This is a genomic window from Marinobacter halodurans (assembly GCF_004327985.1).
Taxonomy (GTDB): Bacteria; Pseudomonadota; Gammaproteobacteria; order Pseudomonadales; family Oleiphilaceae; genus Marinobacter_A; species Marinobacter_A halodurans.
The window spans coordinates 160,100-174,532 of sequence record NZ_SJDL01000004.1 but is presented as its reverse complement, the minus strand read 5'-3'; the positions used below and the strand labels follow the sequence as shown (position 1 = coordinate 174,532).

Genomic DNA, 14,433 nt, shown 5'->3' with positions numbered 1-14,433 from the left:
GTACCGAAGTCAGCGGTTGCGCATCACCTCGCCGATGTCCTGCACCAGGCGATCCACCTGTGGCAGTGTGCTGGACCAGGAACAGACAAAGCGTGCGGCGCCGCCGATAAAAGTATAGAAATGCCAGCCCCGGGCCCGCAGTGCGGTCTGGACATCCCCCGGCAGGTCGACGAAAACGGCGTTGGACTGACGCGGGAAACACAGCTCCAGTCCGGCGATCCCGCGGATGCCGTCTTCCAGGCGCTCGGCACAGGCGTTGGCATGGGTCGCGTTCTTCAGCCAGGTGTCGTCTTCCAGCAGGCCGCACCAGGGCGCCGAGATGAAGCGCATCTTGGACGCCAGTTGCCCGGCCTGCTTGCAGCGCCACTCGAAGTCCTCGGCCAGCTGACGGTTGAAGAACAGGATCGCCTCACCGACCGCCAGGCCGTTCTTGGTGCCGGAAAAACACAGCACATCGACGCCGGCTTTCCAGGTGATCTCCGCCGGCGTGGCATCCAGGGCGGCCACGGCGTTGGCAAAACGGGCGCCGTCCATATGGATGCGCAAGCCGTAATGATCGGCCACTTCGCGGATCGCCTTGAGCTCCTCAATGCTGTACAGCGTGCCCACTTCGGTGGACTGGGTAAGGGTGATCACCCGGGGCTTGGGGTAGTGGATGTCCGTGCGCCGGGTCACCATCTGCTCGATGCTCTGCGGCGTCAGCTTGCCGTCCGGACCGGTGCCCACCAGCAGCTTGGAGCCGTTGGAGGCGTATTCCGGGCCGCCGCATTCGTCGGTTTCGACATGGGCCAGTTCGTGGCAGATCACGCTGTGGAACGACTGGCACATGGCTGCCAGGCTGAGGGAGTTGGCCGCCGTGCCGTTGAACACAAAGTACACCTCGCAGTCCGACTCGAACGTCTCGCGCAGGCGGTCCGCCGCCATCTGCGTCCAGGGATCCTCACCGTAGGCGCTGGCATCGCGTTCATTGGCGCGGGCCATGTAGTCCATGGCCTGGGGGCAGATTCCGGCGTAGTTGTCACTGGCGAACTGTTCGTTGTGCGGCATGGGCTCTCCTCTTCTGGAAATCGCCGGTTCAGACGGGCAGGTGAGTACGGGTCAGGTTGCGGGCGCCGGCCTCGGTGACCAGGACATTGTCTTCGATACGGATACCGCCGCAGCCCCGCAGGTCGTCGATCAGGGGCCGGTTCAGGTACCGGCGGTCCGTGCTCTCCAGCAACGGATCGAGCAGGGACGGAATGAAGTACAGACCGGGTTCTATCGTGACAACCATACCCGGCTTCAGGCTGTGCGTCAGTCGGAGAAAAGGCGCATGCTCCGGGGCGGGCCGGGGTTTGCCCGCCACGTCGTGGACCTGGATACCCAGGAAGTGGCCCAGGCCGTGGGGGAAGAAGGCGCGGGTGATGCCTTTCTCAACCATGCCCGCGTCGTCGATGTCCTGCACCAGTTCACTGGCCTTGAGGAGTGCCGCCAGGCCAAGGTGGGCACGCTGGTGCAGCTCGATGTAATCCACGCCCGGCGCCACCGCATCACACAGCCGTTTCTGCAGGCTTTCCAGGCCGGCAATCAGGGCACCGAACCGGTTCTCGCCCGGTGCGGCCGTGGTCCGGGTGATGTCGGAGCAATAGCCCCGGTAGCGCACGCCGGCGTCGATCAGCAGGCTGCGGGGGCGATGCGGCGCCTGGAGGTCGTAGTGCTGGTAGTGGAGGGTGCCGGCGTGCTGGTTGAGACCAATGATGCTGTGGTATGGCGCCTGGGTTTCCCGCTGGCCCGTGGCCTGCTGGTAAGCCAGGTTGATCCCGAACTCGCTGGCGCCGGCCAGGAACGCATCGCGTGCGGCGTTATGACCGCGGGCGGCGATGGCGCTGGCCTGGTCGATGCAGGCGACTTCGTAGGCGGTCTTGATGACCCGCAGGCTGTCCAGGGCGGCCAGCAGGCTGGGCGGGTTGGCATCGCCCGGCGCACCGGAGATCTGCGCCGGGTCGCCGATCACGGCCAGGCGCTCGGGATAGGTGATGTCGGGAGCGTCGATACCGGCCTGGCCGGTCACTTCGATCAGCCGGGTCCAGCCTTCGGCCGGAATCGGCGTCACGGCATGCCAGAAGTCCACCGGGGTATGCAGCCACAGCCGGACGCGGCCGTCCTTCTCCACCAGCAGCCAGCTGTGCTCGAGGTCGGAGAGCCCGACCCAGTGCAGGAAATGGCCGTAACCCTGGTGGTGATGGGCCTGGTCGTCGGCGTAGCGCATCGGCGCCGCGCCGGAGCTGATCAGTACCGCGTCGTAACCCTGCTGGTTGAGGATGTCGGCATAGGCGGTCTGCAGGTGTTGGATGTGTTCCGCTTGCAGGGTGGCGAGGCGACTGTCAGGCATACTGTTTCACCAGTTCGTTCCAGAGTGTGAGTGTGTCGTCGGCGCGGGGTTGGCGCAGACGGATGAGTCGGATATCCACGAACACGTCCCAGGTTTCGTCGCCGGCGCGCACCAACTGGCCGAAGTGTTCGCTTTTTTCGCCCATCCGATAGGGCAGCCAGCCCATGCCGAAGCCCTGTTTGACCAGGGCCTTGACGCTGGCGGAATGCGTGTTCTCGTTCAGGGGCAGCAGGTGCGCCTGGGGGGCGGTCCGTCCCAGGTGCGCCACGATCGCCGAGGCCAGGAAACCGCGCGGGTGATACGCGATCACCGGTACCGGTTGCTCCACCGAACCGGGCAGGGTGAAGCGGGGTTCGCCGTTATCCTGGCTGATGGTGAACGGGGTGACGCGCTCCCGCTCCAGCGTCAGCCACTCGTAGCGGGCCGGGTTGAGCCGGCTGCGCCAGGGCAGGTCGTCGTGCCAGTAGCACAGCACCATGTCCACTTCGCCGTTATCCAGCGCATCCAGGAAATCCTCGCCCACCCAGTTGGTGGACTTGAGGTTGATCTCCAGGCGATCGCGCATCCCGATCCGTTCCGCCCATCCCGAGTAGAAATGGGAGAACAGGCCCTGGGTGGAGCCGACGCTGATGCGCGTGGCGGCATCCGCCTCCAGGGCGGTGATCTGGTCCCGGGTGTCGCGCACATCCCGGGTGATGCGTTCGCACATCTCCAGGAAGACGTGCCCCGCCGGCGTCAGCGACAGCGGCAGGGTCTGGCGGTTGATGAGCGTGGTGCCCATCGCCTCTTCCAGCAGTTTGATGCGCCGGCTGAACGTCGGTTGGCTGACGTGCTGTAATTCCGCGGCACGCGAGAAATGCTGCGTCCGCGCCAGCGCCATAAAGTCTTCCAACCAGCGTACTTCCATGCCTCGGTTACCTTGAGTGTGTTCACGACGTGGCGATGCGCCCAATACAGGAGATTACGCGCTACCGAACACTATAGACGGCCTTCCTCGACGGCATGACACGCCACCTGCGCACCGCCGTCGGTGGCGATCAGCTGGGGCACTTCGGTCCTGCACCGCTCGTTGGCGTATGGGCAGCGCCCGTGGAACACGCAGCCCGACGGCAGGTTGACCGGCGTCGACACCTCGCCGTGCAGGCGGATGTGGTTGGGACGGTCGTCCTCCAGCCGCGGAATGGCCGACAGCAGCGCCTGGGTGTACGGGTGGCGCGGGCTGTCGAACAGCGTCCTGGTATCCGCCAGTTCACACACCGTGCCCAGGTACATGACCGCCACGCGGGTGCCGAAATGTTCCACCACCGCCAGGTCGTGGGTGATGAACAGGTAGGTCAGCCCGCGGTCTTCCTGGGCGTCCATCATCAGGTTCAGGACCTGGGCCTGGATGGACACGTCCAGGGCGGAAATGGGCTCGTCGGCGACGATGAATTCCGGATCCACCGCCAGGGCCCGGGCAATGGCGATCCGCTGGCGCTGGCCACCGGAGAATTCGTGGCCGAAGCGCTTGCCCCAGTCCGGGTCGATACCGACCGAGTGCATCACCTCGTGGACCTTGTCGCGCACCGTCTGCCGATTCCAGTCCGGATGGTGGAAGCGGATCGGCTCTTCCAGGGTCTGCTGGATCGTCATCCGCGGGTTCAGCGACGCGTACGGATTCTGGAAGATCATCTGCATCTTGCGGCGATAGGGCAATACGGTCTTGCCGTCAAGATCGTCGATGCGCTGGCCGTCGTAATGGATCTCGCCGCCGGAGGGCGACAGCAGGCCCATCACGGTCCGCGCCACCGTGGACTTGCCGCAGCCGGACTCGCCCACCACGCACAGGGCCTCGCCCTTGCGGACCTCCAGGTTGACGCCGTTGATCGCGTGGACGAATTCCTGCTGGCGCGTGAAACGACCGTTGCGGAAACGCAACTGCTCCAGGAAGTTGCCGGACAGATCGAAGCGCTTCTCCAGATCCCGGATTTTGACTAAGGGTTGTGCCGGGGCATTCATGACGTCATCTCCCGCTGTTGTTGCTCTTCCTCGATCAGCTTGCGTACCTCATGGCAGGCCACATCGACGTTGCCGGAGGTCACATACTCCGGCATCTCCTGCTTGCACAGATCGGTGGCGAACTGGCAGCGCGGATGGAACGGACACCCGGTGGGTATCCGGTTCAGCGAGGGCATGGCGCCCGGAATCTGGTACAGGCGACGGCCTGGTTCCCCCATCTGCGGCAGGGCGTTGATCAGGCCCTGGGTGTAGGGATGCTGGGCGTCGTTGATGATTTCCTTGGTCGGGCCCTGTTCGATGATGCGCCCGGCGTACATGACCAGCATGTTCTGGGTGACCTGCGACACCACACCCAGGTCGTGGGTGATCAGCATCAGGGCCACGTTGTGCTGTTCGCACAGCTCCAGCAGCAGGGCCATGATTTCCGCCTGGATGGTCACGTCCAGCGCGGTAGTGGGCTCATCGGCGATGATGATTTCCGGGTCCAGCAGCAGGGCGATGGCGATGATCACCCGCTGGCGCATGCCGCCGGACAGTTCGTGCGGGTACTGGTCCAGCCGCTTGTCCGGTGACGGGATCTGCACCTGCTTGAGCCGGTCCAGGGCGATCTGCCGGGCGGCCCTGGTGCCGATGCGCCGATGCGCCTTGAGCGCCTCGATCATCTGGGTGCCGATGGTGAGCACCGGGTTCAGGGTCATCATCGGGTCCTGGAAAATCATGGCGATGCGGTTGCCGCGGATCCGGCGCAGCTCGCGGTCGCTCATGGCCGCCAGGTTCTTGCCTTCGAACAGGATCTCGCCGCCGGCGATGTAGCCGGGGCGGGCGATCAGGTTGAGGATGGAGAACGCGGCGACGGATTTACCGGCGCCGGATTCCCCCACCAGGCCCAGCCGTTCGCCCTTGTCCAGGGAGAAACTGATCTTGCGCAGGGCCTTGAGGTCGCCGCCACGCACCGCGAAGCGGACATCGAGATTGTTAACTTCCAGCAGTGCCATGGTTTACCCCTTGTACAGTCTCGGGTTCATCACATCACGCAGCCAGTCACCCAACAGGTTGATGACCAGCACGAGAACCACCAGCACCAGGCCGGGAATCAGCGTGATCCACCAGGAACCGCTCTGGATGTAATCGAAGCCGGATTTGATCAGTGACCCCAGCGACGGTTGGGTTTCCGGCATGCCCAGGCCGAGGAACGACAGCGCCGCCTCGGAGATGATCGCGTTGGCGATCTGCACCGTGCCGATGACGAAGATTGGCGACAGGGTGTTGGGCAGGATGTGCCGGAACATGATGCGGTTGGTGCGGTAGCCCATCACCTTGGCCGCATCCACGTATTCCTTTTTCTTCTCGGCCAGCACGGAGGCGCGCACGGTCCGGGCGATCTGCGGCCACTCGGCAATGCCGATGATCAGGATCAGCAGGTAAATGGCGATCTCGCCGAACATCAGGTTGCCGAAGCTGGCCTTGAACACGGCGCCAACGATGATGGCGACCATCAGGGTGGAGAAGGACAGCTGCACATCGGCGATGCGCATCAGGATGGAGTCCACGCGGCCGCCCAGGTAGCCGGCCAGCAGCCCGAACAGGATGCCCAGCGCCGACTGCAGGATCACCGCGCCGAAGCCGATCAGCAGCGACACGCGGGTGCCGTAGAGGATGGTGGACAGCAGGTCGCGGCCCTGGGCGTCGGTGCCCAGCGGGAACGACGGATCGCTGCCGTCCATCCAGACCGGTGGCAGTTCGGAGTTCATGATGTTGATGGTGGCCAGATCGTACGGATCGTGGGGGGCCAGCAGCGGCGCCAGGAAGGCGGCGGCTGCGATCAGCACGAACACGACGAAACTGACGATGGCGACTTTGTCGCGCTTGAAGCTGTACCAGAGGAACGACTCCCGGAAACGGCTCCAGCGGGACGCGTTTGCGGTGGCTGTGGTCATGCTTTCTTACCTGTCAGTTTGACGGTCGGGTTCACCAGGCCGTAGACCAGGTCAACCACCGTGTTGGTGATCACGAAAATCAGGCCCACGACCATGAGGTAGGCTACGATCAGGGGGATGTCGCTGCGGGTGATGGCCTCGAGGAACATCAGGCCCACGCCCGGCCACTGGAACACCGTCTCGGTGAGGATGGTGTAGGCCACCATGATGCCGATCTGGACCCCGCCGACCGTGATCACCGGCAGCATGGTGTTCTTCAGCGCGTGCAGGAAGTTGATGCGCCAGGGTGAGATGCCCTTGGCCTGGGCGTAGCGGATGTAGTCGCTCTGCAGCACCTCCATCATTTCCGCGCGGATCAGGCGGATGAACAGCGGCAGCATGATCGAGGCCAGCGACACCGCCGGCAGCATCAGGTGCAGCAGGCCGTCCCAGGAGAAGAAGTTGGAATCCCAGGTGCCGAACAGGTGCGTCAGGTCCTGGCCGCGGCCGTAGGAGGGCATGCCGCCGTCGGTGGAGAGCAGGTCGTTCAGCCATGTGCCCCAGCCGGTGTCCGCCGGGAACCAGTCCACCGTCACGCCGATGGAGAACAGCTGGATCAGGACGATGGCCGTGAGGAACACCGGGATCGAGATCCCGACGGTACTCACGCCCATAAAGAATTTCGATAGCCAGGCCCGTGGGCGTATGGCGGCGTAAACCCCGATGGGTATCGACAGGCAGACGATCATCAGGCTGGCGGCAATGACCAGTTCCAGGGTGGCGGGCAGGTGATCCATGATCACGTCGAGGGTGGGCTCGCCATAAAAATAGGAATTAGCCAGATCGCCCTGGACCGCGTTGGCCGCAAAGCGCGCGTACTGGACGATGACGGGATCGTTCAGCCCGAGATCCTCGCGCAGTTGTTCGCGCTCGGCGTCGGACACGGATTGACCGACCATCTGTCGAAGCGGATCGCCCAGGCCATCCTGGATGGCAAAACTGATCACGCTGATGACGAACATGACCAGGAGGGCCTGGCCAATTCGCTGAACCAAAAAAGCTAACATGGGGTTACACCGATAGCTGGCTTGGGCATCGCAGGCGCTCGTGACACCTGTCAGCCCGGGTTGCTTGGGTTAATTTATTGTTCGGATACAAAAACCGGGCCCCAGCGGGATGCTGAGGGCCCGGCTTCCGTGTCAGGCCCTTCGACTTACTTGACGACCAGGTCGCCGATGTAAGGGAAGTTCATCACGTTGAGGATCGGCTCGATCTCGACGTTCTTCTTGGAGGCCCAGGCCAGGTCCTGCCAGTGCAGCGGGATGAAGGCCGCATCGTCGTACAGCCCCTGCTCCACCTTCTGCAGCATCTGGGCGCGCTTGGCCCGGTCGGTCTCGACGTTGGCCTGCTCGACCAGCTTGTCCAGTTCCGGGTTGCAGTAGTTGCCTGCGTTGTACTGGCCGGCGCCGGTGTCGGCGTTCGGGCACATGGTCAGGAACTCGTAGAAGTTGGCGGAGTCCTCGGTGTCCGCGTGCCAGCCGATCATCATCATGTCCGCGGCGCGGTTGTCGAACTCAGGCCAGTACTGCGCTTTCGGCAGGGTCTTCAGGTCCACCTTGACGTTGATGCGCGCCAGCATGGCGGCGACCGCCTGGGCGATCTTGTCGTCGTTCACGTAGCGGTTGTTCGGCGCCATCATGGTGATGGTGAAGCCATCCTCATAGCCGGCTTCCTTCATCAGTTCCTTCGCCTTGGCAATGTCGTAGCGCGGCTTCAGGCCGTCAACGTGACCCTGGTAGCCTTCCGGCGACAGCTGGGCGGCCGGGGTGGCAAAGCCTTTCATGATCTTGGCGGCGATGCCTTCCTGGTTGATGGCGTAGGCAAAGGCCTGGCGCACGCGCTTGTCCTTGAAGGCTTCAACCCGCTTCTGGTTCATTTCGAAGAGGATGATGCGGGTACCGCTCATGGTGACCAAGTCGGTGTTCGGGTCGCGCTTGATGCGCTCCAGGTCGGTCGGCGGCACCGGCGCGATGAAGTCCACACCGCCGGACAGCAGGGCGGAAACGCGGGTGTTGTTTTCCTTGATCGGGGTCAGGGTGATGTGGCCGACGTTGCCCGGGGAGTCTTTGTCCCAGTAGTCGTCAAAGCGCTTGAACTCCACCTTCACACCCTGTTGGCGCGAGGTCACGATGAAGGGACCGGTGCCGGACTCGTGACGCGAGGCGAAGGTGTCCACCTGCTTGGAGATCATGTCCTTGTCGCGGCCCTGGTCGTCCTTGCCGGAATAGAACTTCTTGTCCATCGGGAAGATGTAGGTGGCGGCGTTCAGCAGCAGCGGGTAGGGCTTCTTGGTGACCAGGTCGAAGGTGGTGTCGTCGATGATCTTGAGGTCGCTGAACGGCTGGAAGATGGCCTTGAAGTCCTGGCTCTTCTTCAGACGGTCGAAGGTGAACTTGACGTCTTCACTGGAGAGGGTGTTGCCGGAATGGAACTTGACGCCCTCGCGCAGGTGGAAGCGCATGGTGTTGTCGTCAATCCGTTCCCAGCTCTTGGCCAGGCGCGGTTCGAAGGTCAGGTCCTTGGTCCAGCGGATCAGCGGGTCGAACGTCATGTGTGACAGCTGGAGCATGCCGCCGGAGAGCTGCTCGTGAATGTCCAGCGTCACCGGGTCGGCGTCATAGGCGATCTTCAGCTCTTTGTTGGCTTCCGCGGCAGAGCCTGCCATGGGTGCCCCAGCCAGAGCCACGCAGCTCACAAAGGCAGTGAGGAGTCGTTTCATAGCGATGCGTTTCCTGTCGGTCTTTTTTCTGGATTTTTGGGATCGTTCTTCTTGATCGTTCTGTCGCAATCTGCGGTAAGTACAGATTGCAGTGGGTTGTAAAACTAGTGACTGACTGTTCAGTGAGCAATCGAAAAAACGACATGCCTCTATTCGTGGGATGAATGAACCGATTGGAGTCAGTAAAGGCGTTGTCCGACAGGATTTTGGAAAGCAATTTAAAACAGTGTTTTAGCCGTGTTCCGGGCGATATCGGAACGGTCCGGGGGGCCCGGGTGAAGCACGGGTGCACCAGATCGGCTCAATGACATTTGTAATGTTTTCGTGAGATTTTGGAGCCGGATCGACTCATTTTGATGGGAAATGCTCGTATCCGGGGCCTGCCCGGTATCAGGAGCGCCCGCTCCGTCGCGAAGCGGCGGGAACGCGGCCCAACAGGGACGTGCCGAACGACACGAACATGGCCGTGCCGTCGGCCCCGGATTCGGCCACGTCCAGCGTCCAGCCCAGCCGTTCGCAGATCAGCTGGACGATCAACAGGCCGAAGCTGCTTTCCTGCATCCCGGCCTGGCCCTGCACGGACCGCGACAGGCGTTCAAGGATCCGGTCCGGCAGACCGGCGCCATAATCGACAATTTGCATACCGTCACTGGTGACGTCGATGTCGACGGAACCGCGGGTATGCTTGAGCGCATTCTGCAGCAGGTTGCGGATCAGCATCCGCAGCAGGGCCGGATCCGCCAGCAGGGTCAGGTCCACCTCGCCGGGTTGCAGGCGCAGACGGCCGGGGGTGCTGCCGGGCGTGCTTTCCAGATCGGTGATGGTGTCCTCGACGGCCTGGCGCAGGCCGAGCCGGGCACGCTGCTCCTCGTCCATGTTGCCGCGGGCCAGCCGCAGCAGCACGTTGACGTCCGCCTGCATGTCCATGGCGGCCCGCCGGATGCGTTTGATCGTGCGCGCATCGGCCTCGGACAGCGTGTCCCGCTTCTCGATGATGTCCAGCGCACCGGTGATCACCGCCAGAGGGGTTCGCAGCTCGTGGCTGGCCAGTTTGACGAAGGATTTCTCCCGTTCCACGAACGTCTCCAGCGCATCCAGAAAGCGGTTGAACGCCGCCGCGATGTCGACGAACTCGGTCTCTCGGTAGTCGGTGGACAGGCGCCGCATGGACGACGCCGGCGCGGTAGCCTGGATCTGGTTGGTCAGCTGTTGCAACGGCCGGGTCAGCCGCCTGGCCAGCAGACGCGACATGATAAAGCCGATCAACGCCATGCCGGCCAGGACCGAGAGCACCGTGAGCTGGGACAGCAGCTCCTGGCTCTCCATGATGGAAATGTCCTGGGACAGGTACAGGCGACCGGCCGGACCGTCCATGGATTCGGTGCGCACCAGGTAGGTGGCGTTGTCGCCTTCTATCTCGGCCGAATAGGGCGTCGGCAGGTTGCGCAGGTAGGCGGGCAGGCGCTCCTCGGGCTGGCCCTGGCCGAGGAAGATGGCATGCAGGCGAGCCGTCTGCCATTCCTGGAAATCGTCCCGGCTGATGTGCTGGCGGAAATAGCCCTGCTCCTTGGTCAGTTCCAGGTCGAGGATGGAATCTTCCATGTCCTCATAGAACACTTCGATTGCCGCAATCGACAGCAGGGCCGTGACCAGGCTCACCGCAAAGACGGTACGGAACAGCCTGATGCGGAGGGAATACCTCAAGCTTGCGGCTCCTGGTCGCCGGCCGGTGGCTCAATGCGGTAACCGCGGCCATAGACGGTGCGGATCAGCGAGTGGCCCAGGGCCCGCTGCAGGGTCTGGCGAAGGGTGTAGATGTGGGTGCGCAGCGAGTGTCCGTCGGCGTCTCCGGAACTGTCGCCCCAGATGGCCTCGCTCAGGGCCTCGTGGCTGAGGAAGTTGGGATAGGCCCGGATAAGCAGTTCGAACAGGCGAGCCGGGATGCCGGTCAGCTCGGCCTCCCTGTCATTCATGGTGACCCGTAGGGTGCCCGGGTCGAACCGGATGGGACCTGCCTCCAGCCCGGCCTTGCGGGGCGTGTAACGCCGGTACAGGGCATCGATGCGCAGTTGCAGTTCGCGCAACTCGAAGGGCTTGACCAGGTAGTCGTCGGCACCGCATTCGAAGCCCCGCTCCTTGTCCGCCAGGGCGCCGCGGGCGGTCATCAGGATGATCGGCGTATCGCACTGCAGGTCGCGGCGAATACGCTGGCACAGGTCGAAGCCGGACACGCCGGGCAGCATGAGGTCCAGTACGATGACGTCGTACGGGTTGGTGGCCAGCAGGTGCAGGGCCGTCAGGCCATCGGCGGCAAAGTCCAGCGCGTAGCGGCTCTCGCCCAGGAATTCGAACAGGTTTTCCGCCAGATCGATCTGGTCTTCGACAATCAGCAGTCTCAGGACCTGCCGGTTGGCAGGAGCGGGTGCAGACATCGTGTGTGTTCAACCTCTGTTGGTGATGGCCGGATCGGTGAATGACAGCAGCGAGTAACGCCGACTGCTGTCATGGACTTCCGTGGACGGCGGCAGCCGGCTCAGCAGACGATCCGCTTTCCTGTTGGGAACCGCCAGGAAATACCGCTGGTAGCGGTGATTCTGGCGCATAACGCCCAACTGTTCCATGGTGATCTGCCTGGCCTGGCCGTGACTGTAATACTGGGCGGAGAATGGCAGGTCATCCAGGTAGAGCAGATGACTGTCGCCGGGTTGGCGCTGGCTGACGTAGTCGTGAACGATGGCCTGTTCCGTCTTCAACTGGCGGGTATCGTGCATCGAGTAGAAGACGAAACCGGTGGTCAGTGCCGGGACACACACAGCCGCCGACACCGCCATCCGCCGGAACCCCTGCCAGGACAGGTCGAGCGACAACAGCAGCCGGGCCAGCACCAGGGCCGAGAACGGCAGCGCGGGCAGCACGTAAGTCCACAGCGTGTTGCTGGCCATTGTGAAGAACAGCATGGGGGCCAGGGCGGCCAGCAGCACAAACTGGGCATTGGCGCCGGTGATCCCGGTGGCCAGGCGCGCCCGTCTATCCCTGCGAAATACCAGCCAGGTTGCCACGATCAGTCCGATGATCCCCCAGGGGAAGGACGCCCAGATCCAGAACATCCAGATCATGCCCTTGGGTTGCAGGTGCGCGGAGCCATAGAGGTCACCCGCCCAGCCCGGATCCAGGAAGCGTTTGAAGTGCTCGCCAACGATGAAGTAATCGATAAAGCCCGGTGTCTTCAGCTCCGCCGCGATGTACCAGGGCAGCGCCAGGGTCAGCGTCAGCAGCGTGCCCCGCACCCAGGGGAACGCGCGCAGCAGCCGGAAGCGGTCCCGGGCGATCACCAGCCACAGGCCGATGGGCAATCCGGTCAACACCAGCGTTAGCGGTCCCTTGGCCAGCAGCCCGATCACCAGCCCCAGGAAGAACAGCCAGCGCCAGCCCCGTTCCCGGCCGCTGGCGACCATGCCGAAGCTGACCAGGCTCAGGGTGGTGCCCAGGGTCAGGAAGGGATCGGTCATCACGGTGCCGGCGCTGATGAAGGTGAGCGACATGCTGGCGAAGATGATCGCCGTCCAGCGCGCCACCTGTTCGCCATACAGTTCCCGGGCAAAGCGCCAGGTCAGGTAGACCAGGCCGAGATTGGCCAGCCAGGCGGGCAGGCGCAGGGAAAATTCGCTCAAGCCGAAGGTCAGGATCGACAGGGCCTGGAGCCAGAACGACAGGGGCGGTTTACCCCAGAAGGGAACGCCGGGCGAGAACCAGGGCGTGATCCAGTCACCGGTTTCGGCCATCACCCGGGCAATTTCGGCATAGCGCGGCTCGGTGGTGTCCACCAGGGGAAACAGGGCCATCCCGATCAGCCGGGTGGCGAGGATGGCCAGCAGGGCCCACAGCCAGGGTTCAACCCGCTTCAACATAGGAAGAGTCCTCGGTCTGGATGGGCGCTCGACCGGCGTCGGCGCGATGCTGTTCGATGACGTCGCGGGTCAGGTAGACCGGCCGCTGTTTGGTTTCGATGTAGGTCTTGCCGACGTACTCCCCGAGGATGCCCAGACCCATCAGCTGGATACCGCCGAGGAAGGTGATGATGGCCACCAGCGAGGGGTAACCCGCGGTGGCGTCGCCCAGGATGGTGGCCTTGATCACGATCCACAGACCGAAAATGGCCCCGACTGAGGCGGCGAGCAGACCGATCACCGTCGCCCAGCGCAACGGCGCCACCGAAAACGACGTCAGCCCCTCCAGCGCCAGGCCGACCAGACCCAGGACATCCCACTTGGTCTGCCCCGCTGGCCGAGCATCGCGGTCGTAGGTCAGCACCACGGTGGGCATGCCGATCCAGGCGAACAGGCCTTTCATGTAACGGTTGCGCTCGCCCAGGCGGAGCAGGGCGTCCACGGCCCTGCGGCTCATCAGCCGGAAGTCGCCGGTGTCCACCGGGATGGTGGTGCGGCAGGTGCGGTTCAGCAAACGATAGAACGCGTAGGCGCTGGCGCGCTTGAACCAGCTTTCACCCGCCCGGGAGCGACGCTGCATCAGCACCACATCGGCCCCGGCTTCCCAGCGCTGGACCATGTCGGGGATCAGTTCCGGCGGATCCTGCAGGTCAGCATCCAGGATGATGACGGCGTCACCACGGGCGTGTTCGATGCCGGCGGTCAGTGCCGCTTCCTTGCCGAAGTTGCGGCTGAGCCGGACCAGCCGGATGTTGGCCTGGCAGCGCAGCGCCTGGATCACGAAGGCGTCGCTGCCGTCATCGCTGCCGTCGTCGACGAAGACCAGCTCGGCGGTGTGGGGCAGGCCGGCGAGCACCTCGCGGATCCGCTCCAGGAACAGCGGCAGCACCGCCCGTTCGTTATAGACCGGCACGATGATCGACAGCAGCGGGGGCGTGGCAGGCATGTGGGGATGCGGATCAGTCATGGAAGACGAGCCTCTCGTACATGAGATAGTTGAGGCCCGTGACGAGTCCGGTGGTCAGCACCTGGGCGGGTGCCGCCGACAGGCCGGCTATCTCAAACAGCACACGGAAAATGACGAGGTTGGCAAGCCAGCCCGTCGCACAGGAAAGCACATAGCGAGGCAGGGTCCGTGTATGGGGACCGGCGTTGCGGAACGCCAGCCGCCGTTGCAATCCATAGTTCGCTGCCGCACCCGTCAGGCTGCCGATGGCCGTCGCCACAGCCGCGGAGAGGCCGCCGCTGATCAGCAGTGCCATGATCGACCAGTGAACCAGCGTGGCCGTGCCGCCCGAAACCAGGAAGCCGAGGTAGGGCCGACGACCGGCGACAATGATGCTGACGAATGCTTTCATGGGCCGACACCTTAATAGGCGGCCCGTCAGGCAGGCGTTCAGGAAATGTCAGGAAAGTATCAAA

General features: G+C 63.7%; 13 protein-coding genes. All 13 read right to left on the bottom strand.

The features are described from left to right. Positions 1 to 9: 9 nt before the first annotated feature. Positions 10 to 1,047 (bottom strand): threonine aldolase family protein, encoded by a 1,038-nt coding sequence (locus EZI54_RS04140; protein WP_131479339.1) that lies wholly within the window; start codon positions 1,045 to 1,047, stop codon positions 10 to 12. Positions 1,048 to 1,075: 28 nt separating this feature from the next. Continuing rightward, the gene (gene pepQ / locus EZI54_RS04135) at positions 1,076 to 2,371 is read right to left on the bottom strand and encodes a Xaa-Pro dipeptidase (protein WP_131479337.1); all 1,296 of its coding nucleotides are present in this window, start codon (positions 2,369 to 2,371) and stop codon (positions 1,076 to 1,078) included. Next, positions 2,364 to 3,278 (bottom strand): LysR family transcriptional regulator, encoded by a 915-nt coding sequence (locus EZI54_RS04130; RefSeq protein ID WP_131479335.1) that lies wholly within the window; start codon positions 3,276 to 3,278, stop codon positions 2,364 to 2,366. Before EZI54_RS04130 ends, pepQ begins: the two co-directional genes overlap by 8 nt. A gap of 71 nt (positions 3,279 to 3,349) precedes the next feature. Then, positions 3,350 to 4,369 carry an ABC transporter ATP-binding protein gene (locus EZI54_RS04125; protein WP_131479333.1) on the bottom strand — a complete coding sequence of 340 codons (1,020 nt, stop codon included), beginning with the start codon at positions 4,367 to 4,369 and terminating at the stop codon, positions 3,350 to 3,352. Continuing rightward, a complete protein-coding gene (locus EZI54_RS04120; RefSeq protein ID WP_131479331.1) occupies positions 4,366 to 5,364 on the bottom strand; it encodes an ABC transporter ATP-binding protein in 999 nt (332 codons plus the stop codon). The genes EZI54_RS04125 and EZI54_RS04120 overlap by 4 nt, the downstream gene beginning before the upstream one ends. A gap of 3 nt (positions 5,365 to 5,367) precedes the next feature. Further along, positions 5,368 to 6,306 (bottom strand): ABC transporter permease, encoded by a 939-nt coding sequence (locus tag EZI54_RS04115; protein WP_131479329.1) that lies wholly within the window; start codon positions 6,304 to 6,306, stop codon positions 5,368 to 5,370. Continuing rightward, positions 6,303 to 7,352, bottom strand: coding sequence for an ABC transporter permease (locus EZI54_RS04110; RefSeq protein ID WP_131479327.1), 1,050 nt, complete (start codon positions 7,350 to 7,352; stop codon positions 6,303 to 6,305). The genes EZI54_RS04115 and EZI54_RS04110 overlap by 4 nt, the downstream gene beginning before the upstream one ends. A gap of 146 nt (positions 7,353 to 7,498) precedes the next feature. Further along, positions 7,499 to 9,064 (bottom strand): ABC transporter substrate-binding protein, encoded by a 1,566-nt coding sequence (locus tag EZI54_RS04105; RefSeq protein ID WP_131479325.1) that lies wholly within the window; start codon positions 9,062 to 9,064, stop codon positions 7,499 to 7,501. A gap of 390 nt (positions 9,065 to 9,454) precedes the next feature. Beyond that, positions 9,455 to 10,768 carry a sensor histidine kinase gene (locus EZI54_RS04100; protein ID WP_131479323.1) on the bottom strand — a complete coding sequence of 438 codons (1,314 nt, stop codon included), beginning with the start codon at positions 10,766 to 10,768 and terminating at the stop codon, positions 9,455 to 9,457. Next, positions 10,765 to 11,496, bottom strand: a complete 732-nt coding sequence (locus EZI54_RS04095; protein WP_131479321.1) for a response regulator transcription factor — start codon at positions 11,494 to 11,496, stop codon at positions 10,765 to 10,767. The genes EZI54_RS04100 and EZI54_RS04095 overlap by 4 nt, the downstream gene beginning before the upstream one ends. Positions 11,497 to 11,505: 9 nt before the next feature. Continuing rightward, on the bottom strand, positions 11,506 to 12,972 hold the full coding sequence (locus tag EZI54_RS04090; protein WP_131479319.1) for an ArnT family glycosyltransferase: 1,467 nt from the start codon (positions 12,970 to 12,972) through the stop codon (positions 11,506 to 11,508). Continuing rightward, positions 12,956 to 13,978: a glycosyltransferase family 2 protein gene (locus EZI54_RS04085; protein WP_131479317.1), complete on the bottom strand. Its 1,023-nt coding sequence runs from the start codon at positions 13,976 to 13,978 to the stop codon at positions 12,956 to 12,958. The genes EZI54_RS04090 and EZI54_RS04085 overlap by 17 nt, the downstream gene beginning before the upstream one ends. Further along, positions 13,971 to 14,369, bottom strand: coding sequence for a GtrA family protein (locus EZI54_RS04080; RefSeq protein WP_131479315.1), 399 nt, complete (start codon positions 14,367 to 14,369; stop codon positions 13,971 to 13,973). Before EZI54_RS04080 ends, EZI54_RS04085 begins: the two co-directional genes overlap by 8 nt. Between the last annotated feature and the right edge of the window lie 64 nt (positions 14,370 to 14,433).

What these genes read in the sequence shown, in the direction of transcription:
- EZI54_RS04110 (WP_131479327.1), bottom strand. Translation starts at nt 7,352, where the DNA reads ATGTTAGCTTTTTTGGTTCAGCGAATTGGCCAGGCCCTCCTGGTCATG.
- EZI54_RS04095 (WP_131479321.1), bottom strand. Translation starts at nt 11,496, where the DNA reads ATGTCTGCACCCGCTCCTGCCAACCGGCAGGTCCTGAGACTGCTGATT.
- pepQ (WP_131479337.1), bottom strand. Translation starts at nt 2,371, where the DNA reads ATGCCTGACAGTCGCCTCGCCACCCTGCAAGCGGAACACATCCAACAC.
- EZI54_RS04085 (WP_131479317.1), bottom strand. Translation starts at nt 13,978, where the DNA reads ATGACTGATCCGCATCCCCACATGCCTGCCACGCCCCCGCTGCTGTCG.
- EZI54_RS04115 (WP_131479329.1), bottom strand. Translation starts at nt 6,306, where the DNA reads ATGACCACAGCCACCGCAAACGCGTCCCGCTGGAGCCGTTTCCGGGAG.
- EZI54_RS04080 (WP_131479315.1), bottom strand. Translation starts at nt 14,369, where the DNA reads ATGAAAGCATTCGTCAGCATCATTGTCGCCGGTCGTCGGCCCTACCTC.
- EZI54_RS04125 (WP_131479333.1), bottom strand. Translation starts at nt 4,369, where the DNA reads ATGAATGCCCCGGCACAACCCTTAGTCAAAATCCGGGATCTGGAGAAG.
- EZI54_RS04090 (WP_131479319.1), bottom strand. Translation starts at nt 12,972, where the DNA reads ATGTTGAAGCGGGTTGAACCCTGGCTGTGGGCCCTGCTGGCCATCCTC.
- EZI54_RS04130 (WP_131479335.1), bottom strand. Translation starts at nt 3,278, where the DNA reads ATGGAAGTACGCTGGTTGGAAGACTTTATGGCGCTGGCGCGGACGCAG.
- EZI54_RS04120 (WP_131479331.1), bottom strand. Translation starts at nt 5,364, where the DNA reads ATGGCACTGCTGGAAGTTAACAATCTCGATGTCCGCTTCGCGGTGCGT.
- EZI54_RS04140 (WP_131479339.1), bottom strand. Translation starts at nt 1,047, where the DNA reads ATGCCGCACAACGAACAGTTCGCCAGTGACAACTACGCCGGAATCTGC.
- EZI54_RS04105 (WP_131479325.1), bottom strand. Translation starts at nt 9,064, where the DNA reads ATGAAACGACTCCTCACTGCCTTTGTGAGCTGCGTGGCTCTGGCTGGG.